The 21424-nt window shown below is 68.4% G+C and carries 16 protein-coding genes; 2 read left to right on the top strand and 14 right to left on the bottom strand.

The annotated features are described in order from the left end of the window. Positions 1-87: 87 nt before the first annotated feature. The 9 genes from CVA01_RS07500 to CVA01_RS07540 all read right to left on the bottom strand — a co-directional run bounded on the left by CVA01_RS07500 (position 88) and on the right by CVA01_RS07540 (position 12974). Positions 88-3447 carry an FtsK/SpoIIIE family DNA translocase gene (locus tag CVA01_RS07500; protein WP_141329720.1) on the bottom strand — a complete coding sequence of 1120 codons (3360 nt, stop codon included), beginning with the start codon at positions 3445-3447 and terminating at the stop codon, positions 88-90. Positions 3448-3515: 68 nt separating this feature from the next. After that, positions 3516-4139 (bottom strand): TIGR03085 family metal-binding protein, encoded by a 624-nt coding sequence (locus CVA01_RS07505; protein WP_141329722.1) that lies wholly within the window; start codon positions 4137-4139, stop codon positions 3516-3518. Between the two features lie 76 nt (positions 4140-4215). Further along, a complete protein-coding gene (locus tag CVA01_RS07510) occupies positions 4216-6351 on the bottom strand; it encodes a ribonuclease J (RefSeq protein WP_141329724.1) in 2136 nt (711 codons plus the stop codon). A gap of 8 nt (positions 6352-6359) precedes the next feature. Then, on the bottom strand, positions 6360-7262 hold the full coding sequence (dapA, locus tag CVA01_RS07515) for a 4-hydroxy-tetrahydrodipicolinate synthase (RefSeq protein ID WP_014010149.1): 903 nt from the start codon (positions 7260-7262) through the stop codon (positions 6360-6362). A 127-nt stretch (positions 7263-7389) separates the two neighbouring features. Further along, the gene (gene thyX, locus CVA01_RS07520) at positions 7390-8160 is read right to left on the bottom strand and encodes an FAD-dependent thymidylate synthase (protein ID WP_141329726.1); all 771 of its coding nucleotides are present in this window, start codon (positions 8158-8160) and stop codon (positions 7390-7392) included. A gap of 15 nt (positions 8161-8175) precedes the next feature. Further along, positions 8176-8946, bottom strand: coding sequence for a 4-hydroxy-tetrahydrodipicolinate reductase (gene dapB, locus CVA01_RS07525; RefSeq protein WP_073883645.1), 771 nt, complete (start codon positions 8944-8946; stop codon positions 8176-8178). Positions 8947-8997: 51 nt separating this feature from the next. Continuing rightward, positions 8998-11286, bottom strand: coding sequence for a polyribonucleotide nucleotidyltransferase (locus CVA01_RS07530; RefSeq protein ID WP_141329728.1), 2289 nt, complete (start codon positions 11284-11286; stop codon positions 8998-9000). A gap of 303 nt (positions 11287-11589) precedes the next feature. Next, positions 11590-11859, bottom strand: a complete 270-nt coding sequence (gene rpsO, locus CVA01_RS07535) for a 30S ribosomal protein S15 (protein ID WP_014010153.1) — start codon at positions 11857-11859, stop codon at positions 11590-11592. Between the two features lie 98 nt (positions 11860-11957). Then, positions 11958-12974: a bifunctional riboflavin kinase/FAD synthetase gene (locus CVA01_RS07540; RefSeq protein WP_244938194.1), complete on the bottom strand. Its 1017-nt coding sequence runs from the start codon at positions 12972-12974 to the stop codon at positions 11958-11960. A 46-nt stretch (positions 12975-13020) separates the two neighbouring features. Between CVA01_RS07540 and truB the strand changes: the two genes are divergently transcribed. Both truB and CVA01_RS07550 read left to right on the top strand, forming a co-directional pair. Next, positions 13021-13995 (top strand): tRNA pseudouridine(55) synthase TruB, encoded by a 975-nt coding sequence (gene truB / locus CVA01_RS07545; RefSeq protein ID WP_141329732.1) that lies wholly within the window; start codon positions 13021-13023, stop codon positions 13993-13995. Positions 13996-14125: 130 nt separating this feature from the next. After that, positions 14126-14905, top strand: coding sequence for an L-threonylcarbamoyladenylate synthase (locus CVA01_RS07550; RefSeq protein ID WP_014010156.1), 780 nt, complete (start codon positions 14126-14128; stop codon positions 14903-14905). 43 nt (positions 14906-14948) lie between these two features. Here the strand turns inward: CVA01_RS07550 and CVA01_RS07555 are convergent, their stop codons facing one another. From CVA01_RS07555 to infB, 5 genes are all read right to left on the bottom strand, one after another. After that, a complete protein-coding gene (locus CVA01_RS07555; RefSeq protein ID WP_244938195.1) occupies positions 14949-15707 on the bottom strand; it encodes a 4'-phosphopantetheinyl transferase family protein in 759 nt (252 codons plus the stop codon). After that, on the bottom strand, positions 15704-16528 hold the full coding sequence (locus CVA01_RS07560; RefSeq protein ID WP_073883640.1) for a metallophosphoesterase family protein: 825 nt from the start codon (positions 16526-16528) through the stop codon (positions 15704-15706). Before CVA01_RS07560 ends, CVA01_RS07555 begins: the two co-directional genes overlap by 4 nt. Positions 16529-16608: 80 nt before the next feature. Next, positions 16609-17961: an MATE family efflux transporter gene (locus CVA01_RS07565; protein ID WP_373862666.1), complete on the bottom strand. Its 1353-nt coding sequence runs from the start codon at positions 17959-17961 to the stop codon at positions 16609-16611. Beyond that, positions 17954-18433: a 30S ribosome-binding factor RbfA gene (gene rbfA, locus CVA01_RS07570; RefSeq protein ID WP_141329734.1), complete on the bottom strand. Its 480-nt coding sequence runs from the start codon at positions 18431-18433 to the stop codon at positions 17954-17956. Before rbfA ends, CVA01_RS07565 begins: the two co-directional genes overlap by 8 nt. Before the next feature lie 120 nt (positions 18434-18553). Next, a complete protein-coding gene (infB, locus tag CVA01_RS07575) occupies positions 18554-21424 on the bottom strand; it encodes a translation initiation factor IF-2 (protein ID WP_141329736.1) in 2871 nt (956 codons plus the stop codon).

The following is a 21424-nucleotide window of genomic DNA, read 5'->3' on the forward strand; positions in this document are numbered from 1 at the left end:
TCGATGTCGCGGGCGGGGTACTCCCCTCCATGACAGGAGCCGAGTCTAGCAGAGTCGCCCACGGAGCCCACCGGGGGGTGAAACCGCTCAGAACACCCCGCCGGTGCCGGAGGCGTCCGCCCGGACGACGCGGACCGCGGGATCGTCCGCACCGGTGTCGGAGGTGGCCGAACCCGCACCGTCACCGGCAGCCGGGTCACCCATGTCATCCTGCCCGTCGAGCAGTTCCTTCGGCGCATCGGCCGGGTCGGCACCCTTGATCATCCAGATCACGGTCTCCAGCTCCTCCGGCTTCACCAGGACCTCGCGGGCCTTGGATCCCTCGGACGGACCGACGACACCGCGGGTCTCCATGAGGTCCATGAGCCGGCCGGCCTTGGCGAATCCGATGCGTAGCTTGCGCTGCAGCATCGAGGTCGAGCCGAACTGACTGCTGACCACGAGCTCCACGGCCTGGATCAGATCCTCGAGGTCGTCGCCGATGTCGGCGTCGATCTCCTTCTTCGCCTCGACGGACTTGTCCTCGGTGACACCGTCGGTGTAGTCCGGATCGGCCTGTTCCTTCGCCGCGTCAACCACGGCCTGGACCTCCTCGTCGGTGACGAAGGCACCCTGCAGACGCTTCGGCTTGTTCGCCCCCTGCGGGATGAACAGTCCGTCGCCCATACCGATGAGCTTCTCGGCACCACCCTGGTCCAGGATGACGCGGGAGTCGGTGAGCGAGGAGGTCGCGAAGGCGAGGCGCGAGGGCACGTTCGTCTTGATCAGACCGGTGACCACGTCCACGGAGGGACGCTGCGTCGCGAGCACCAGGTGGATGCCGGCGGCACGGGCCTTCTGGGTGATCCGGACGATCGAATCCTCGATCTCCTTCGGGGCGGTCATCATCAGGTCGGCGAGCTCGTCGACGACACAGACGATGTAGGGGTAGGGACGGTACTCACGCTCAGACCCCAACGGAGCCTCGAACTCACCGGAGACGACCTTGCGGTTGAAGTCCTTGATGTGGCGCACGCGCGCGGACTTCATGTCCAGGTACCGCTGCTCCATCTCCTCGACCAGCCAGGTCAGTGCGGACGCGGCCTTCTTCGGCTGGGTGATGATCGGGGTGATCAGGTGCGGGATGCCCTCGTAAGGGGTCAGCTCCACCATCTTCGGGTCGACGAGGATGAGACGGACCTCCTCCGGGGTGGCCCGGGTGAGGATGGAGACCAGCAGCGAGTTCACGAACGCCGACTTACCGGAACCGGTGGAACCGGCGACGAGCAGGTGCGGCATCTTCTGGATCGAGTGGGCGACCATGTCGCCCTCGATGTCCTTGCCCAGACCGATGAGCATCGGATCGTGATCCTGGGCCACGGCGGGCGCGTTGAGCACGTCACCGAGCCGGACCATCTCACGGTCGGTGTTCGGCACCTCGATACCGACCGCCGACTTCCCCGGGATCGGGGTGAGCAGGCGGACATTGTCGGTCGCGGCGGCGTAGGCGATGTTGGACTGCAGGTTGGTGATCTTGGAGACCTTCACGCCCGGGCCGAGTTCCACCTCGTACCGGGTGACTGTCGGGCCACGGGAGAAACCGGTGACCTGCGCGTCCACCTTGAACTCGCTGAAGACCTCGGTGATCGCGGCGATCATGCGGTCATTGGCGGCACTGTGGGTCTTCGGCGCCTCACCGGGGATGAGCAGGTCGATCGAGGACGGCAGGAAGTAGTCGCCCTCGGACGCCGGACGTGCCGGTGCCGCGGCAGCCTCCGGACGCCGGGTAGCGACCTCCGCGGCGTCGACACCCGAACGGGCTGCGATGCGGCGGCGGGCCTCCTCCATCGCCGCCGAGGGGCGGGAGGCGGGTGCAGCCACCGGCGCAGGTGCCGCCGGGGCGACCTCGACCTCATCCGTGCCGTAGTCGTCGTAACTGACGTCATAGCTGTCGTCACGGCTGTCATCGAGTTCAGGGACAGCGCCCTCGACCGGTGCGGCCTGCGGGATCGGGGCGTCGTACTCGGGATCGGCCAGCGGAGCGTCGCCGAGGTACTCGGTCTCCGCCGACGCGAGGGTCTCATCGACCGGGTAGTTGTCCATGGGGCTGCCCGGCGAGACGACCTCCGGCTCGACAGGAGCGGCCGGCGCAGGACGCTCCGGGTGCGCGAAGTTCCGGGCGGCAGGACGCGTCCGACGCACCGGGCTCCGGTCAGCGTCGGCCGCGCGTGACGGCTGTGCCGGCTGTGCCGCACTGCGGTAGTCGTCGTGATCGGGCATCGGCTCATCGTCGAAGGGGTCGGCGACCCCGTCGTACCCGTCGTACCCGCCCTCGTCACCACGGCGCGCGGAACGCGTGCCCCGGGAGACACCCAGCCAGGACGCCACGGAGCGGTAGAGCTGCGCGACGGTCATACCGGTGAGCTGCAGTGCACCGTAGACGATGATCAGCAGCAGCAGCGGCACCGCCAGGAAGGAACTGAATCCGACGGCCATCGGGCTGCCGATGATATTGCCGACCATGCCACCGGCGGTGGCACGTCCCTCGACATCGGACGGTTGCCCGGCGAGGACGTGGAAGACCGCGAGAACGCCGACGACGATGAGCGCCAGTCCGATAGCCAGCCGGATCCGGGAGCGCTGGGTGACCTCGACGCCGACCATGAACACCCAACCTGCACCGAGCAGCAGCACAGGGACGGCGTAGGCGCCGGCACCGATGAGCCAGGTCAGGGCAAAGGCCACACCGGATCCGACCGCGCCGCCGACACCGAACCACAGGGCTGCAGCGAGAATCACCGCCAGGGCCAGGCTGATGAAGGCGGGGCCGTCGTAGTTCCGGCCGATCAGGACCTTGTCGGGAGCGTCGCCGTCCACACCGTCAACGCCGTCACTGCCGTCCACACCGGCAGCATCCGCCGACCGGTTCTGACGACGCGCCGCGGCGCGGTCCATCACCGTGGTCGGAACGGCGTCCTCCGGCTGGTCGTGGCCCTCGTCGGCCGCACGACGTCGCGAGGTGGACTTCCGACCGGCAGGGCGGGCGTCCTCAGTATCGCGGGCATCACGCGACGACCGGTCCCCCGGACGGGCGGAACCCGTGGAGCGACGTGAGGACTTCTTCCGGGCACGGGTTTCCCGGGTAGACGAGTCGTCGACGACATCCATGACGAGGTCATCATCGGGATCGCCTTGGAGGGAGACCTTGCGGGCCAGGCCGCCGAGTCCCCGCGCCGCGCCACCGAACATCGAGCCGAGTGAGGATCCGACCACGCCGAAGGCGCCGGAGGTGCGCTCGTAGTCGCTCGTGTCGTAGCTGGGCGTGCGCCGGGCAGGACGTGAGGACGGGGAGGTACGGCCAGACCGGCCGGAGTTACCGGGGCGTCCGGAAGACCCGGAGTTACCGGAACTCCGGGAGGTCCTGGTGGACCGCGACGTTGAGGTACTGCTGCGGCTGGTCGTAGGCATGCCAGCCAGTCTAACCCGATAACAACTTCTTCAACAGTTGCAACACGCGTCACATCCGTAACTCGCGCTCAGAGGTCCCGTCGGGCGACCTTCTCCACCGGCCCCTCGAGCGTCAGGTCGCAGGCCTTGTCCCGACCGAAAACCCAGAGCGTGAGCTCCGGGGCGGCACCCGTGACCGTGACCTCGGGCGCCCCACTGCCGACCGTCACCGTTTCCTGCTCGCCCCCGGTGCCGTCGGTACGCACCAGCCGGACCGTCGGGCCCGAGGGGATGATGAGACCGCGCGCAGCGAAACCCGTGGCCCGCCACAGCGCATCGCGCGTCCCCCGCGGCAGTACACGGGAGGACCACTCCCCTCCCCCACGGCGGACATCCTCATGGTGGACGAAATTCTCCGTGAGGTTGGCGAACCGGTCGATCAGCCGCATCGGGTTCCACCGCGGCGGTCCGTGCCGGTAGGACGCCACCAGGTCCTCGTACGGGCGGGTCGACTCCTTCCCGGTCACCTTTTCCAGGTGCCCGCGCGCCAGACCGAGGAACATGCCGGCCGCGGCGTCCGGCCGGTACTCGCGCACCACGAGGTGGACGACGAGGTCTCTGGTAGTCCACCCTTCGCAGAGCGTGGAGGCGTCCGGCCCCACAGACAGGAAAAGGTCCGCCAGGGCAGTGCGTTCATCATGGGAGACTGACATGTCTCCGGATGCTACGCGCTGTCCGGGCGGACCGCTGTGGCTACGGTGGCCCCAGTGTTTCCGGCGCCGACTCCCGCTACAGAGAGGGAGCGTGATCCTCGGGATCGAGCTCCTCGACGACCTCACTGGTCATCGGGACGATCGTCGGGATGATCATCGGCTCGCGCTTCCACTTGTCCTTGACGAACTTGGCGACCTTGCGGCGCAGCGTCTGCGCCATGCGGTACGGGTCGTTCTCACCCTGGCCGGACAGGTCCAGCATCGCGTTGTCGACGACCTCGGCGACCTGCTTCATCATCTCCTTCGACCCCTCGGAGAAGCCCTTGGCCACGACCTGCGGGTCCTCGAGCGGGCGACCGCTGCGGTTGTCGATGACGACGGTGACCGAGATCAGACCACCCTCGGACATCTGGGTGCGGTCCTCGATCTCCTCGGCGCCGACGTCACCCATGGTGACACCGTCGACGTAGAGGTTGCCGACCGGGATCTGGCCGACGACCTTGGCGTGGCCGTTGACGAGGTCGACGACGACACCGTTCTGCGCCAGCACCGTGTTGTCCGGGTTGACGCCGGTCGAGATCGCCAGCTCGCGGTTCGCGCGCAGGTGACGCCACTCGCCGTGGACCGGCATGGCGTTCTTCGGGCGGGCGGCGTTGTAGAGGAACAGCAGCTCCCCGGAGTAGCCGTGGCCCGAGGTGTGGACCATCGCGTCCTTACCGGTGATGACGGTCGCGCCGATCTGGGACAGCATGTTGATCACGCCGAAGACCGCCTCCTCGTTGCCGGGGACCAGCGACGAGGACAGGATGATGAGGTCACCCGGGCGGATGGTGATCTGGCGGTGCTCACGGCGGGCCATGCGGGACAGGGCCGCCATCGGCTCACCCTGGGTACCGGTGGTGATCAGCACGACCTTGTGCGGGGCGAGGCGGGAAGCCTCGTCCATCGAGACGATGGTGCCACGCGGTGCGGTGAGCAGGCCGAGACGCTCGGCGATCTCCATGTTGCGGATCATCGAGCGGCCGTTGAAGGCGACCTTGCGGCCGGCCTTGACGGCGGCGTCGACGGCCATCTGCACACGCGAGACGTTCGAGGCGAAGGACGCCACGAGGACGCGCTGCTTCGCGTTCGAGATCAACCGCTCCAGGGTCGGCGCGATGCCGGCCTCAGACGGGGACACGCCCGGGGTGGTCGCGTTGGTGGAGTCGCAGAGCATGAGGTCCACGCCCTCGTCACCGAAGCGGGACAGAGCCGGCAGGTCGGTCGGGCGACCGTCGGCCGGGGTCTGGTCCATCTTCACGTCACCGGTGTGGATCAGCAGGCCAGCCGGGGTCTTCAGGGCGATACCGAGGCATTCCGGGATGGAGTGGCCCACGTTGAAGAAGCGGATGTCGAAGGGACCGCGCTTCTCGTGGGAGGTGTCGTCGACCTGGATCAGCTTCGGACGCTGGCGGTGCTCCTGGCACTTCGCGGCGATGAGCGCACAGGTGAAGCGCGACGCGATGATCGGGATGTCCGAGCGCTGCTTGAGCAGCCACGGGATCGCACCGATGTGGTCCTCGTGACCGTGGGTGACGACCAGTGCCTCGACCTTGTCCCACTTGCCCTCCAGGTAGGAGAAGTCCGGCAGGATCAGGTCGACGCCCGGCTCACCGGAGGACGGGAAGAGCACACCGCAGTCGATGATCAGCAGACGGTCGTGGTACTCGAAGACGGTCATGTTGCGGCCGATCTCGGAGATACCGCCGAGAGCGACGAGACGCAGGCCGTCCTTCGGGGCCTTCGGCGGCTTCGGCAGACGCTGGGTCAGGTCCGCACCCTGCATGGTCTGCACGGCGTTGCGGCGACGGTCGCCGCCGCCACGGTTGCCACCCCTGTTGTCGTTGCGGTTCTGACCGCCACGGTTGCGGTTGCCGCCCTTGTTGTCGTTGCGGCTGTTGTCGTTGCGCTCGGAACGGTTGCCGCGCGAACGACGGGAACGGTTACGGTTGCCGCCCTGGGAGTTCCGGCCCTCGTTGCCGGACTCGTTCTTCCGGGAGTCAGTGGACTCGCCGGACTCCGTGGCCGACGCGGACGCCTGCCCGGACTGGGCTGCGTCGGCGACTCCACCGTCGTCGAAGGCGGGGGTACTTGCCGCCGAGGCGGCGGTCTCCGCGCTCGGCGGAGCTGCCTTGCGGGTCACCTTGCGGGCCCGGGAGCGGTTGTCAGTCATGCGTGTCCTTACACGCCTGCGGAACGCAGGTCTTCTTCAAGCCGGGAGTATTCCTCCGGCGTCGGTTCGATGATCGGCAGGCGCGGTGCGCCCACCTCGATCCCCTGGAGCTTCAGTGCCGCTTTCGCGAAGGTCGCACCACCGAGCCGGCCCTGCGCCGCCATGAGCGGACGCAGCCGGTTGGAGATGGCGCGGGCGCCGAGGATGTCCCCGGCGTCAACAGCGTCACGGAGGGCACGAAGCTGGGCGGGAGCGGCGTGGCCGATCACGGAGATCAGGCCGGTGGCGCCGACTGCCAGCCACGGGACGTTGAGAGGGTCATCCCCGGAGTACCACGCGAGACCGGTCTCCTCCATCAGCTCCATACCTGCGGCCAGGTCGCCCTTGGCGTCCTTGACGGCCCGGATGTTGGGGTGGGCCGAGAGCCGTCGCAACGTGTCCGTCGCGATCGGAACGACCGACCGGGAAGGGATGTCGTAGAGGCAGATGGGGGTGTCGACCGCGTCAGCCACTGTCGTGAAGTGCCGGTACAGGCCTTCCTGGCTGGGGCGGGAGTAGTACGGGGTGACCACGAGCAGACCGTCCGCACCGGCCGCTTCAGCGGCCTTCGACTGCGCCACGGATTCCGCGGTGCTGTAGGTGCCGGATCCGGCGACGAGCTTGACGCCGGTACCCAGTTCGGAACGGATGGCCTTGAGCAGGTTGAGCTTCTCATCAGGGGTGATGGTCGGGGATTCCCCGGTCGTGCCGCCGATGATCAGAGCGTCGAGTCCCTTGTCGACCAGATGCCCTGCGAGGGCGACTCCGGCGTCGGTGTCAAGGTCGCCGTCCTTCGTGAAGGGGGTGACCATCGCCACCGAAACCGTACCGAAGAACTCAGCGCCCGACGTCGCTGCAATACCTGTGCTCATGACCCCACAGGTTACCGTCCCCGGCAGCGTTCGTGTGTACCGGGGTTACGGTGGGTCGCCGGTCCGTGTCCCCCGTCGACCCCCGCCCGACTCCCCGCCCGACTCCCCGGCCGTCTCCCCGGCTGTCTCACATGTCCGCGACGTAAGGGCTCGTCGCGGTCTCTGAACCGTCACGCAGCCTGGTCACGGTGAAGTCGGAGAAGACCTCCGGGCTCAGCTCCTGCAGCAGTCGCAGGCAGGCGACGGCGACACGCCGGATCTCCGGATCGGCGTGCTCGGCGGCGCGCATGGCGATGAAGTGACGCCAGGACCGCAGGTTGCCGGTGACCACGAACCGGGTCTCGGTGGCGTTCGGAAGCACCGAGCGTGCCGCCTGGCGGGCCTGCTTGGCACGCAGCACCGTGTTCGACTCGCCGGCGAACCGTTCCTCCAGCCCGTCGAGCAGCTCTTCGTAGGCCTCGCGGGCCATGTCCGTGGAGCGCAGGAACAGCTTCTCCAGGTCCTCGTCCCCCGCGATGCTGTCGGGGATGACGACCTGGGAGTTCCCGGAGGGGACGTACCGCTGCGAGAGCTGGCTGAAGGAGAAGTGCCGGTGACGCATGATCTCCTGGGCACATGACCTCGACACACCGCGCAGGTACATGGACGCCGAGGCGTGCTCCAGTAGGCTGAGGTGTCCGACATCCATGATGTGCCGGACGTAGGCGTCCGTGGCCGCGGTGTGCGGATTCGGGCGGTCCCAGGTCTCGTAGCAGGCGCGTCCCGCGAATTCGATGAGGGACGCCGCGTCCCCGGCCTCACCGTCCGGGGCCCAGTCCACGTCCTCCGGCGGGGTGAACGTGGTGTAGGCGATGAGCCGGACCGAGAACTCCGCCGGTGTCGAACTCGTGGATCTCACAGTCGCCGTGCTCCCCTACTCGGCGGCCGGGACGCCGAGACCGTCGAGACCGAGGAACTTCTCGAGGCCGACGGTGAGACCCGGGGTGGCGGGGACCTTGTCGACGCCGAGCAGGACGCCCGGGACGAAGGACTCGCGGTCGTAGGAGTCCTGACGGATGGTCAGGGTCTGACCGGCGGCACCGAGGATGACCTCCTCGTGGGCGACCATGCCGGTCATGCGCACGGCATGCACCGGGACGCCGTCGACGTCGGAGCCACGGGCACCGTCGAGGGTCTGGTCGGTGGCGTCCGGCTGGGCACCCAGACCGGCCGCAGCACGGGCCCGGGCGATGCCCTCGGCGGTGTGCACGGCGGTACCCGAGGGGGCGTCCTTCTTGTTCGGGTGGTGGAACTCGACGACCTCGGCAGAGTCGAAGTACGGCGCGGCGATCTCGGCGAGCTTCATGGTGAGCACGGCGGAGATGGCGAAGTTCGGGGCGACGAGGACGCCGACGGACGGGTTGGCATTGAGCCAACCGCGCAGGGTCTCGTAGCGCTCCGTGGTCCAGCCGGTGGTGCCGACCACGGCGTGGATGCCGTTGTTGACACAGAACTCCAGGTTGCCCATCACCGCGTCCGGAACGGTGAAGTCGACGATGACCTCCGTGCCGGAGTCGACCAGGGCCTGCAGGTCGTCGTCGTGGTCCAGTGCGGCGGAGAGCTCAAGGCCCTCCGTGTTCTGGACCGCGGCGACCACCGCGGTGCCGACCCTGCCGTGTGCTCCGAGTACGCCGACCTTCGTCATTGTCATCTGCTCCTTAGGTGTTGGTGATGGGGTTGGGGTGGTGGACTGCGACTAGTCCTCGACGAGGATGAGGGAGATCTTGCCGCGGTTGTCGATGTCCGCGATCTCGACCTCGAGGGAGTCTCCGACGGAGACCTCGTCCTCGACCTTCTCCACCCGGCGGTCGCCGCCGAGGTTGGAGATGTGCAGCAGTCCGTCGCGGCCCGGCAGCAGAGAGATGAAGGCACCGAAGGCGGTGGTCTTCACGACGGTGCCGAGGAAACGGTCACCGACCTTCGGCAGCTGCGGGTTGGCGATGGAGTTCACCTTGTCGAGGGCTGCCTCGGCGGCCTTGCCGTCGGCGGCGGAGACGAAGACGGTGCCGTCGTCCTCGATGGAGATGTTGGCGCCGGTCTCCTCGGTGATCTGGTTGATCGTCTTGCCCTTCGGCCCGATGAGCTCACCGATCTTGTTCTGCGGGATCTTCACGGTGGTGATGCGCGGCGCGAAGTCGCTCATCTCCTCCGGGCCCTCGATGGCCTCGGCCATGGTGGACAGGATCTCCAGGCGTGCGCCGCGGGCCTGGGACAGGGCCTCGGCGAGGACCTTGGCGGGGATGCCGTCGACCTTGGTATCGAGCTGCAGGGCGGTGATGAAGTCGGCGGTACCGGCGACCTTGAAGTCCATGTCACCGAAGGCGTCCTCCGCACCGAGGATGTCGGTGAGGGTGACGTAGGTGTCCTTTCCGTCGACCTCGCCGGTGACCAGACCCATGGCGATACCCGCGACCGGGGCCTTCAGCGGCACGCCTGCGTTGTACATCGACAGGGTGGACGCGCAGACCGAGCCCATGGAGGTGGAGCCGTTGGAACCGAGGGCCTCGGAGACCTGACGAATCGTGTACGGGAAGACTTCGCGGGACGGCACGACCGGGAGCAGGGCGCGCTCGGCGAGGGCGCCGTGGCCGATCTCGCGACGCTTCGGGGAGCCGACGCGGCCGGTCTCACCGGTGGAGTACGGCGGGAAGTTGTAGTGGTGGATATAGCGCTTGGAGGTCACCGGGCCGAGGCTGTCGATCTGCTGCTCCATCTTGAGCATGTCGAGGGTGGTGACGCCCAGGATCTGGGTCTCGCCACGCTCGAACAGGGCGGAGCCGTGGGCGCGGGGCACCAGGTCGATCATGACGCCGAGGTCACGGATCGCGGTGGTGTCGCGGCCGTCGATGCGGAAGCCGTCGGTGAGGATGCGCTCGCGGACGATCTGACGGGAGACCTCGTTGTGGGCGTTGCGGATCTCGGACTCGCGGCCCTCGAACTGCTCGCCGAGTGCGTCGACGGCGGCGTCCATGTTCGCGGACAGGGCGTCATCGCGCTCCTGCTTGTCGGCGATCGCCATGATGCCGCGCAGGGTCTCGGCCGACTCGGACTCGACGGAGGCGTAGACGTCTTCGCCGAAAGCCGGGAAGAGCTCGAACTCGCGTGCGTGGGATGCCTCGACGGCGTCGACGAGGGCGGCCTGGGCGCCACAGAGCTCGGCGATGAACGGGCGGGCGGCCTCGATACCCTCGGCGACGATCTTCTCGGTCGGGGCCGGGGCACCCTCGGCGATGCGCTCGACGACGTTCTCGGTCGCACCGGCCTCGACCATCATGACGACGACGTCGTCGCCCGGGACGGCCTTGCGGCGACCGCGCGGCTTCTTGACCTCGGAGACACGGCCGGCGACGACCAGCTCGAAAACGGCCTGCTCGTGCTGCTCGCGGGTCGGGAAGGCGACCCACTGGCCGTCGGCGTGTGCCTCGTCGACGACGAGGGCCATGCGGACGCCACCGACCGGGCCGGAGACCGGCAGGCCAGAGAGCTGGGTGGAGGCGGACGCGGCGTTGATGGCCACGACGTCGTACATGTCCTCCGGGTCCATGGACAGGACAGTCACGACGACCTGGACCTCGTTGCGCAGGCCCTTGGCGAAGGTCGGACGCAGCGGACGGTCGATGAGGCGGCAGGCGAGGATGGCCTCGGTGCCCGGACGTCCCTCACGGCGGAAGAAGCTGCCGGGGATGCGGCCGGCGGCGTACATGCGCTCCTCGACGTCCACGGTGAGGGGGAAGAAGTCGAGGTTCTCGCGCGGGTGCTTGGAGGCGGTGGTGGTCGACAGCAGCATCGTGTCATCGTCGAGGTAGGCGGTGACGGAACCGTCGGCCTGGCGGGCGAGCAGCCCGGTCTCGAAGGTGAGGGTGCGGGTGCCGAAGTCGCCGTTGTCGATGGTGGCGTTGGATTCCCAGACTCCGGAGTCCGGGTCGATCAGTTCGGCGGTGTGGGTGGGCGCCGGGGTGTTTTTCTTGGTGTTCTTCGTCGTCATGACGGTGCTGCAGTCCCTTTCGGGTCATCTCTCCGTTGCCCCGCGGTCGCGGGCGCCGATCATCGGTGTCGGCGTCGGAAAATTCTCGGACAATTACCGGTAAAAGCGTACACCACGTCGGCCGTCACGTCGGGGACGCTGGCCGCGCGTACACGATCATGACGGATCGGCTCCTTCCGCTGTACGGAGGACGCGGATCCGTGACGATCGTGTACGCAGGAGGACACCGGAGGACGCCACAGACGCAGTTACCCCCGGATACGCGAAAACCCCGCTCCGTGGAGCGGGGTTTCAGGCGGAGAACTAGCGGCGCAGGCCGAGGCGTTCGATGAGCGAACGGTAACGCTCGACGTTGTTCTCCTGCAGGTACTTCAGCAGGCCCTTACGGCGACCGACGAGAAGCAGCAGGCCACGACGGGAGTGGTGGTCGTGCTTGTGGAACTTGAGGTGCTCGGTCAGCTGACGGATACGGACGGTCAGCAGGGCGACCTGAGCCTCGGGGGAACCGGTGTCGGTCTCGTGGAGGCCGAACTCCTTGAGGGTCTCGGCCTTCTGGTCCTTGGTGAGAGCCATGGTGAATCTCCTGTTAGTTGTTTCAGTCCGCGCAAAGTGAAGGTGAAACCGTCAGTGACTACCGCGAACCACAGTCACGCAACCGGAGCAGAATAGCATCAGCGGTCGCGTGGGACCAAACGCCTCGTCTCGGAGACGTCCCGATTGATCGCGGTGATGAGCTGGTCGAGGTCACCGTAGGCCTCCATACCGCGGATCCGCTCGATGAAGCTCACCGTGACCTTACGTCCGTAGAGGTCCGCCTCATGGTCGAGGACGAAAGCCTCCACACTGCGGGTCTCGTCGCCGAAGGTGGGGTTGGTGCCCACCGAAATCGCGGCCGGCATGTGCACCTCCACCGGCATATCACCGACGAGTTCCCCGGCCGGATCCTTGTGGGTCGGCAGGATGCGCAGGTCGCCGGCGTACACGCCGTCAGAGGGAAGGGCCTGGGCATCCGGGAAGTAGAGGTTCGCCGTGGGGAATCCGAGGGCCGCACCGCCGCGTCCTGCACCGCGGGTGACCACGCCACGGACCGTGAAGTTGCGGCCCAGGGCGCGCCCGGCGGCGGCGACGTCGCCTTCGGCGAGTCGGTCGCGGATCCAGGTGGAGCACACGACATGGTCCACGGCGGATGCCCCGCCGAGTGCCGGATCGCCGGCGTCGGTCAGCAGGTCGTGGGTGATGACCTCCACTCCCCTGGCGTCGCCGAGCGTCCTCATGGTGTCGCTGGTGCCGGCGGCGAGGTGCCCGAAGGTGAAGTTGTCGCCGATGACCACGCTGCGGGCGTGGAGGGTGTCGACGATGACGCGCTCGAAGTACTCCTCCGGGGTCCAGCCGGCCAGCTCACGGTCGAAGTTGATGGCGAGCATCGCGTCGATGCCGTAGCGCGCGGCGGAGACCGACCGCTGCTCCAACGACGCCAGGGCCGGCGGGATGGCCTCGGGCCGGAAGAAGACGGTGGGGTGCGGGTCGAAGGTGACCATCACCGCGGGCACACCGAGATCGTGCGCCCGCTGCACCGCAGAGGCGATGAGCCGCTGGTGACCCCGGTGAACGCCGTCGAAGACGCCGATGGTGACGACCGAGCCCGCCAGATCGGCAGGCACCTGTTCCAGTCCGTTCCAGATATCCACGGGCACCAGAATACGACATGGCCGGCCACCTCCTAGACTGTGCTCCATGCCCAGAACGGACCCCCGCCCTATACTCGACCGCTCCGGCCTCGTCGTCGTCGACAAGCCGGCTGGAATGACCAGCCACGATGTGGTCTCGCGCCTGCGCCGGATCTTCGGCACCCGTCGGGTCGGCCATTCCGGAACCCTCGATCCGATGGCCACCGGAGTGCTCGTCGTCGGCATCGAGCGCGGCACCCGCTTCCTCGCCCACGTCGTCACCCACGACAAGCGGTATGCGGCGACGGTCCGGCTCGGCGCGTCCACCCTCACCGACGACGCCGAGGGCGAGGTCCTCACCACCGCGGACGCCGCGACGCTGGCGTCCCTCACCGAGCAGCAGGTACGGGACGCGTTCGCCCGCCAGACCGGGGAGATCATGCAGCGGCCGAGTTCGGTGAGTTCGGTGAAGATCAACGGTCGCCGCGCCCATGAGCTGGTGCGCGAGGGGGTGGACGTGGTCCTGCCGGAGCGGCCGGTCACGGTGTTCTCCCTCGACGTGGACGCCGTGCGCATCAGCGAGGGGTCGGTCGAGGCGGACATCCGGGTGCACTGTTCCTCCGGCACCTACATCCGCTCGATCGCCCGTGATGTCGGGGCGGAGCTGGAGGTCGGAGGACATCTGACCGCGCTGCGTCGGACCTCGGCCGGCCCGTTCGACATCGCGGAAGCACGCACGCTCGACGAGCTCAACAGGCAGAAGGACGCGGTACTGGCGTCCTCCCCGGAAGGGACGGACCCGCGGGGCGTCTCCCCGGAGCTCTCACTGTCGCTCGACGGGGCGATGGTGCGGTGCTTCCCGGTCCGGAACGTGACCGAGGACCAGGGCAGTGCCCTGGCCCTCGGAAAATGGCTGGAACCGGTGGGCGACCGTGAGGTGGTCGCAGCGGTCACCCCCTCAGGTCACGCCGTGGCGCTGCTGGAGGAGAAGGGGAAACGGGCGGCGAGTGTGTTCGTCGCCCGCCCCGCCGGGATGGAGTGAGGACCGGCGGTCACACCCGATTCCCCGCGCGTCTGCCGGATAGGCTACGATGCCAATCAGTGAGACGCTGTCTCCCGACCTGTGAGACAGCGCCAGCCCCTGAAGACCACGAAGGATGAGTGAGGAACCCATGGCCAACAACCAGATCACCTGGAACGGCGGACTCCAGGAGGAGGCCGTCGAGCTCCTCCGCACCCCCGGACACATCGTCGTCACCCCGACGAAGGTCGGCTACATCATCGCCACCAGCGACCGCGAGGGCCTCGAGCGCAAGTTCGCCGTCAAGCACCGCAAGCGCAACAAGCCGGGCGTCGTCCTCTGCGGCTCCATCGAGCAGCTCAAGGAGCTCGCCCAGCTGACCCCGGAGATCGAGAAGTTCTACCAGACCTGTGTCGACCGCGACATCCTCATGGGCTGCATCCTCCCCTGGAAGGAGGGCGCCCAGGAGAAGTACCTGCCCGAGGGTGCCTCCGAGCTCGCCACCGACGTCCGTGGCACCAGCTGCTTCGTCCTGAAGTTCGGCGTCCCCGGCGAGAACATCGCCCGTGAGCTGTGGGAGAAGGACCGCCGTCTGGTCTTCGCCTCCTCCGCCAACCCGTCCGGCAAGGGCAACCGCGGCCTGGTCGAGGGCATCGGTGACGAGATCGCCAACGAGGCCGACCTGGTCATCGAGGGCGATTCCTACGTGGCGTCCATCCAGCCCGACAAGTCCATCGAGACCCGCTACGAGCAGGGTGTCATGGTCTCCATGGTCGACGCCGACGGCACCATCGTCCCGGAGCAGCACGGTGAGCGCGGCATCACCCCGTGCCCGACCCTGATCCGCAAGGGGGTCTACAACGACGAGATCGTCCTGATCCTGTCCGAGCAGTTCAACTCCTGGGACTTCCGCCAGGGCGCCTACTACTGATCCGGTAGCCTGCCCCGGGGCCGTCACCCCTGTGTCGTCACCGTCACCTGCGGATTCCGCAGACGGTGGCGACATAGCTGTCTCTGATGACCCACGAGCCGGTGATCTCCTCGACCGGTGTGGGGCTGGTGAGCAGCCGGGCCCGCCAGGTTCCGCCGACATCCCCGGAGCCGACAGCCCCCCGGCCGAAGCCGTGGTCGATCTCCAGGTGGAGTTCCGCCTCGTCGAAGTCGAGGAAGCGTCCTGCCAGGGGGAACCAGGACTTGTAGACACATTCCTTGGCGGAGAAGAGCACGGTGCCGAGCAGGTTCTCGCTCCGTTCACTGCCGGTCAGCCGGGACAGTGACCACCGTTCCAACGGCGAGGTCACCGCATTGAAGACACCGCCGGTCAACGGCTGCGCCTTCTCCACATCCAGGCCCACACTGCGCCAGACGCCGGCGTCCCCCACGAGTGCGCCGCGGAGGCCGTCGGTGTGGGACAGGGTGCCCACGATGCCCTCAGGGAACAGCGGCATCCCCTTCTCCCCGCGCAGGATCGGTTCATCCCTCCCCCAGCGTCGCAGCGCCTCGTGGGCGCACCAGCGGGCGTCACCGAAGTCCGACTTTCGGGACGGCACGGCGCGGGCGACAAGTCGCCGCTCGAGCTCGTGCAGCCGCAGGAACCGGTCGAGGTCAGGGGTGCCGTCGGTGTGCAGTTCGACCACGGAGGTGCCGGCCGGCAGCTCGAGAGCGGCGAGCAGGGACTCCCGCGGGGAACCGTCGCGGTTCATCGCGGTGATGCGGGGTGCGGAAAGGATCATGGGAGGACCTCCGTAAGGACGGGGAAGGGCCAGAGACGGCGGTCACGTCGCGGCGGCAGGGACCGCTCGTGCTCGCGCGGGTAGCCGAGGGAGACTTCGGCGTGGGTGACGCCGTCGAATTCCCTCACCAGGGGGATGTGCAGGTGGCCGTAGACCACGGTGGACGCCCGGAACCGTACCGGCCAGTCCTGGGTGTCCCGGGTGCCCGACCACAGGGCGATCTCGGGCAGCACGAGCTTGTCGGTGACCTCACGGATCAACGGCCAGTGGTTGACCAGGACCGTGGGCCCGGTGACCCGGGACAGCCGACGGACGGTGTAGCTCAGCCGCTCACGGCACCAGGCCGGCACGTCGACGAACGGCGCGATCGCCACCTGGTCGGTGAACATCACGCCGTTGCCTTCTGCCGCGGTGAGCGCCTCGGAGACACTGAGCGCGGGGTCGCGCCAGCTGTGGTCGTAGAGGGTGAACATGGGGACGACGGTGTGCCCGCCGAAGACCGGGTAGCTGTCTTCGGGGGTGGTCACGCCGATCTCCCGGCAGCCGTCGACGAGCTCCCGGTAGCGGTCACGACCGCGGTGGGGGTCGCTGGAGCGGCAGAACAGTTCATGGTTGCCGGGCACCCAGATCACCCGGGCGAAGCGCTCGGTGAGCCTGCCCAGGGTCTTGAGGACGGTACTGACGCGCTCGGCGACGTCACCGGCGACGATGAGCCAGTCCTCGGGGTGTTCCGGGCGGACGAGGTCGTCGACGAGATCCCGGTTTCCCGGGGCTGCGACGTGCAGGTCGGAGACTGCCCAGAGCGTGCGGTGCTCTGTCATGGTCTGGGTCTGCCTCCTGTTCTCGACGTCATCTGTCCTGGCTCCCGGGTCACTTTAGTCACACAAGTAACATCTGTCACTCAGTTCACACCCGTGCGTTGCCACCGGTCCGACCGGTAGCGCAGTGCCACCGCCGCCAACCGCAGCAGCAGGAAGGCCAGCAGACCGCACCACACGCCGGTCAGTCCCAGGTCTGCGGCACCTGCCACCAGCACGCCGGGAATGAAACCACACGCCAGTGAGACAATCGTCGCGGTCCGCAGGAACGCAACATCACCGGCTCCGAGCAGCACCCCGTCAAGGGCGAAGACCACTCCCCCGACCACGGCCATCACCACGAGGACCCACCACGCGGAGTGCAACGCACCCCGCACATCGTCGTCCGTGGTGAACAGGCCCGGCAGGACGGTAGCCCCGAGTGCCAGTACCACGGCCAGTACGCTACCTGCCCCGACAGAGAAGCGCAGCACATTCCGTGCAACCTGCCTCGAGGCGTCCCGCGCCGCGGCACCCAGCGCCGCGCCGACGAGCGCCTGGGCGGCGACCGCCACCGAGTCCAGCAGCAGCGTCAGCAGATTCCACAGCTGCAGCAGCACCTGGTGGGCGGCCAGCGCCCCGGAACCGGAGCGTGCCGAGACCGCCGCCGCGGAGACGAAGGCGACCTGGAAGCCCAACGAGCGCAGTATGAGGTCACGACCGGCGACGAGCTGGGGCCGGATCACCGACCAGGTGGGACGCACCGGGCGTCCGTCCCCGACCTGACGCCAGGTACGGACCAGGCAGGCCACGAAGCAGCAGGCGGTGACGGTCTCCCCCGCCACCGTCGCCCACGCTGAGCCGATGATCCCGTAACGGGAGACCGACCAGGGCACCGCGACAGCCACCGGGACCAGGCCGGCCAGGGTGAACCAGAGCGGGAGTCGGGTGTCGGCAATCCCGCGTAACCAGCCGTTGCCGGCCATCACGGTCAACGCGGGGATGATCGCCAGGCACGCGACATGGAGCCACCGGGTGGCCTCACGGGCGATGCGGGTGGCGTCCTCACCGTCGCCGGCGAGCCACCCGGTCACCGGAGCTGCCACCAGGGCCACGGTGACGGCGAGGGTGGCACCGACCGCCAGGGCGACCCAGGTGGCCTGGACACCCTCGGCCACGGCCCCGGTGCGGTCACCGGCGCCGAAGCGTCGGGCGGCCCGGGCGGTCGTCCCGTAGGACAGGAAGGTCAGCTGGGTGGTGACCTGGGTCAGCACGGTCGTGCCGGCGGCGAGTGAGGCCAGTTCCACGGCACCGAGACGCCCCACCCAGGCGGTGTCCCACAGCAGGTACAGCGGGGTGGCGGCAAGAACCGCCAGTGCGGGCAGGGCGAGACCGAGAATGGTCCGCACATCTGCCCGCACCGGCGGTCGTGACGTGTCCGTCAGGGTGTCAGCCACGGTCGGCGTCGGCACCGTCCTCAGCGTCCGCCGCGTCCTCTTCGCCAGGAACCCGGTAAGGGTCGGACTCACCGGCGGGGGCGGCCCCGGCAGCCTGGGCGCGGACCCGCTCGTCGATCTCGCGGGCCCTGGCCAGAAGCTCCTCCATGTGCGCGGAGGCCTCCGGGACGGTGTCGAGGGAGAAGCTCAGAGTCGGGGTGAACCGGACCGAGAGCTGGTCGCCGACGATCTTGCGGAGCTGACCGCGGGCACGGTGCAGTGCCTCGGCCGCCGCTTCGGTGTCCGGCTCCTCGTCGATGCCCGCGCCACGGACGGTGTAGAACACCGTGGCGTCATGCAGGTCACCGGTGACACGGCAGTCGGTGACCGTCACGTACTCGAGGCGACGGTCCTTGACCTCACGCTCGATAGCGGAGGCGACGATGGTCATGATGCGCTTCGCCATTCGGGCTGCGCGGGCGTGGTCTGCCATGGGAGGCACCTTCACTTCACTGGATTCTGGACAATGAACAATACTGCGGGCGACGGACGACCCCGCGGGAACGCACAGGGCGTGAACCCTGACCCGCGGGGCCGTCGTGGTCAGAAGGGACTACTTGTCCTTCTTGTCGTCCTTCTTGACCTGGTCGCGGGGAACCTCGACCAGCTCGTAGGCCTGGATGGTGTCGCCGACCTGGATGTCAGGGTACGAGAGCACCATACCGCACTCGTAACCGTGGCTGACCTCGGTGGCGTCGTCCTTCTCGCGGCGCAGCGAGTTGATCGTGGCCTTCTCTGCGACGACCTTGCCGTCGCGGACCAGGCGGATCTGGGCGTTGCGGCGCATCTTGCCGGTCTGGACCATGCAACCGGCGATGAGGCCGACGGCGGAGGCCTTGAACAGCTGGCGGATCTCGGCGGTACCGATTTCCCGCTCCTCGTAGACCGGCTTGAGCATGCCCTTGAGGGCGGACTCGACCTCGTCGATCGCGTCGTAGATCACGGAGTAGTACCGGATCTCGACACCCTCGGCGTTGGCCACCTCGGTGGCCTTGCCCTCGGCGCGGACGTTGAAGCCGATGATGATCGCGTCGGAGGCCGCAGCCAGGTCGACGTTGGTCTTCGTCACGGCACCGACACCACGGTCGACAATGTTGAGCTGCACCTCGTCGTCGATCTCGATCTGGAGGAGGGAATCCTCCAGAGCCTCGACCGTACCGGCGTTGTCACCCTTGAGGATGAGGTTGAGGGTGCTGGTCTCCTTGAGCACGTCATCCAGGTCCGCGAGGCTGATGCGCTTGCGGGACCGGGCCTGCATGGCGTTACGACGACGGGCATTGCGCTGGTCCGCGATCTGGCGGGCAGTGCGGTCGTCGTCGACGACGAGCAGGTTGTCGCCGGCGCCGGAGACGCTGGTGAGACCCAGCACCTGGACCGGACGGGACGGCTCGGCGTCGTGGACGTCGGCACCGTTCTCGTCGACCATGCGGCGCACACGACCGTGGGCGTCACCGACGACGATGGAGTCGCCGACATGGAGGGTACCGCGCTGGACGATGACGCTGGCGATCGGACCACGACCACGGTCGAGGTGGGACTCGATGGCGACACCCTGGGCCTGCATGTCCGGGTTGACCATGAGCTCGTCACCGAGCTCGATGTCGGCGGTGAGCAGCACCTGCTCCAGCAGCGTCTCGACATTGGTGCCCTGCTTGGCGGAGATGTCGACGAACTCGGTCTCGCCACCCCACTCGGTCGGGGTCAGACCGTACTCGGTGAGCTGGCCGCGGATCTTCTCCGGGTCGGCGCCCTCCTTGTCGATCTTGTTCACGGCGACGACGATCGGCACGTCGGCGGCCTTCGCGTGGTTGATGGCCTCCACGGTCTGCGGCATGACGCCGTCGTCCGCGGCGACCACGAGGATCGCGATGTCGGTGGCCTTCGCACCGCGGGCACGCATGGCGGTGAACGCCTCGTGACCCGGGGTATCCAGCAGGGTGAGCTTGCGCTCGGTGCCCTCGACATCGAGGGAGACCTGGTAGGCACCGATGTGCTGGGTGATGCCGCCGGCCTCGCCGGAACCGACGTTGGTCTTACGGATCGTGTCCAGCAGTCGGGTCTTACCGTGGTCGACGTGACCCATGACGGTGACGACCGCGGGACGACGGACGAGATCTTCCTTGCCGCCCTCGTCCTCACCGAAGGTCAGGTCGAAGGACTCGAGCAGCTCGCGGTCCTCGTCCTCCGGGGAGACGACCTCGACCTTGTAGTCCATCTCGTCGCCGAGCAGCTTCAGCGTGTCGTCCGGCACGGACGCGGTCGCGGTGACCATCTCGCCGAGGTTGAACAGCGCCTGGACCAGAGCGGCCGGATCGGCGTTGATCTTCTCGGCGAAGTCGGCGAGCGACGCGCCACGACGCAGGCGGATCTTCGCGCCCTTGCCGTTGGGCAGACGGACGCCGCCCACCACGGACGGTGCCTGCATCGCCTCGTACTCGTTACGCTTCTGCCGCTTCGACTTGCGCCCACGACGCGGAGCGCCGCCCGGACGTCCGAAGGCACCTGCGGTACCGCCGCGACGTCCGCCGCGACCACCGCGGGGACCGCCACCGGTGGGACCGGAGCCACCGGGGCCGCCCTGACCGCCGCGACCGCGACCGCCGCCGCCGTTGTTCGACGACTTGGCCGGCATCTGGCCCGGCGACGGGTGGCTCGGCATCGAGGCCGGCGACGGACGACGTCCGCCCGGCTTGGCTGCACCGGTACCGCCGGGGCGCGGAGCCGCACCCGGACGCGGGGCGCCCGACCGGTTGCCACCGGGACGGGGCATGTCGGACTTGGCGCCCTGTCCCGGACGGGGACGCGGCGCCGGACGCTCGGTACCGGAGGAGAACGGGTTGTTGGCGACGCGCGGGGCACGTCCACCGGGCTTCGGGCCCGGCTTGTGACCGGCGGGGCCACCCGGACGCGGGCCGGGCTTCTGGCCGGCGGCGCCCGGCTTGGCACCGGGGGCCGGCTTGGCGGCGGGCTTGTGGCCGGCGGCAGCACCCGGGGTCGGACGACCCGCAGGCTTCGCGGCGGCACCCGGGGTGGGACGCGGCGAGGACTTCGGCGCGGGCTGGGCCGGGGTGGCCTTCTTCTCGGCGGGGGCCGAGGGGGCGGGCTTGGCTGCGGAACCCGTGGCGGGCTTCGGACCGGGCTTCTGACCGGCGGCGCCCGGCTTGGCACCGGGGGTCGGCTTGGCACTGGGCTTCGCGGCGGAACCGGGCACGGGGCCCGGGGTGGCGGACGCGGCACCGGGGGTGGCGTCCTTCGACGCGGATCCCGCGCCGTAGTGGTTCCTCATCTTCTTGGCGACCGGCGGTTCAACGGTCGATGAGGCGGACTTGACGAACTCGCCCTGCTCCTTGAGCGTGGCGAGAAGTTCCTTGCTGGTTACGCCGAGCTGCTTTGCAAGCTCGTGAACGCGTAGCTTTCCGGGCAC

The organism is Corynebacterium variabile (assembly GCF_006539825.1).
Classification (GTDB): Bacteria; Actinomycetota; Actinomycetes; order Mycobacteriales; family Mycobacteriaceae; genus Corynebacterium; species Corynebacterium variabile.

What these genes read in the sequence shown, in the direction of transcription:
- CVA01_RS07530 (WP_141329728.1), bottom strand. Translation starts at nt 11,286, where the DNA reads ATGACGACGAAGAACACCAAGAAAAACACCCCGGCGCCCACCCACACC.
- CVA01_RS07560 (WP_073883640.1), bottom strand. Translation starts at nt 16,528, where the DNA reads ATGACAGAGCACCGCACGCTCTGGGCAGTCTCCGACCTGCACGTCGCA.
- CVA01_RS07555 (WP_244938195.1), bottom strand. Translation starts at nt 15,707, where the DNA reads ATGATCCTTTCCGCACCCCGCATCACCGCGATGAACCGCGACGGTTCC.
- rpsO (WP_014010153.1), bottom strand. Translation starts at nt 11,859, where the DNA reads ATGGCTCTCACCAAGGACCAGAAGGCCGAGACCCTCAAGGAGTTCGGC.
- CVA01_RS07500 (WP_141329720.1), bottom strand. Translation starts at nt 3,447, where the DNA reads ATGCCTACGACCAGCCGCAGCAGTACCTCAACGTCGCGGTCCACCAGG.
- dapB (WP_073883645.1), bottom strand. Translation starts at nt 8,946, where the DNA reads ATGACGAAGGTCGGCGTACTCGGAGCACACGGCAGGGTCGGCACCGCG.
- truB (WP_141329732.1), top strand. Translation starts at nt 13,021, where the DNA reads ATGCCCAGAACGGACCCCCGCCCTATACTCGACCGCTCCGGCCTCGTC.
- CVA01_RS07505 (WP_141329722.1), bottom strand. Translation starts at nt 4,139, where the DNA reads ATGTCAGTCTCCCATGATGAACGCACTGCCCTGGCGGACCTTTTCCTG.
- dapA (WP_014010149.1), bottom strand. Translation starts at nt 7,262, where the DNA reads ATGAGCACAGGTATTGCAGCGACGTCGGGCGCTGAGTTCTTCGGTACG.
- CVA01_RS07510 (WP_141329724.1), bottom strand. Translation starts at nt 6,351, where the DNA reads ATGACTGACAACCGCTCCCGGGCCCGCAAGGTGACCCGCAAGGCAGCT.
- CVA01_RS07550 (WP_014010156.1), top strand. Translation starts at nt 14,126, where the DNA reads ATGGCCAACAACCAGATCACCTGGAACGGCGGACTCCAGGAGGAGGCC.
- rbfA (WP_141329734.1), bottom strand. Translation starts at nt 18,433, where the DNA reads ATGGCAGACCACGCCCGCGCAGCCCGAATGGCGAAGCGCATCATGACC.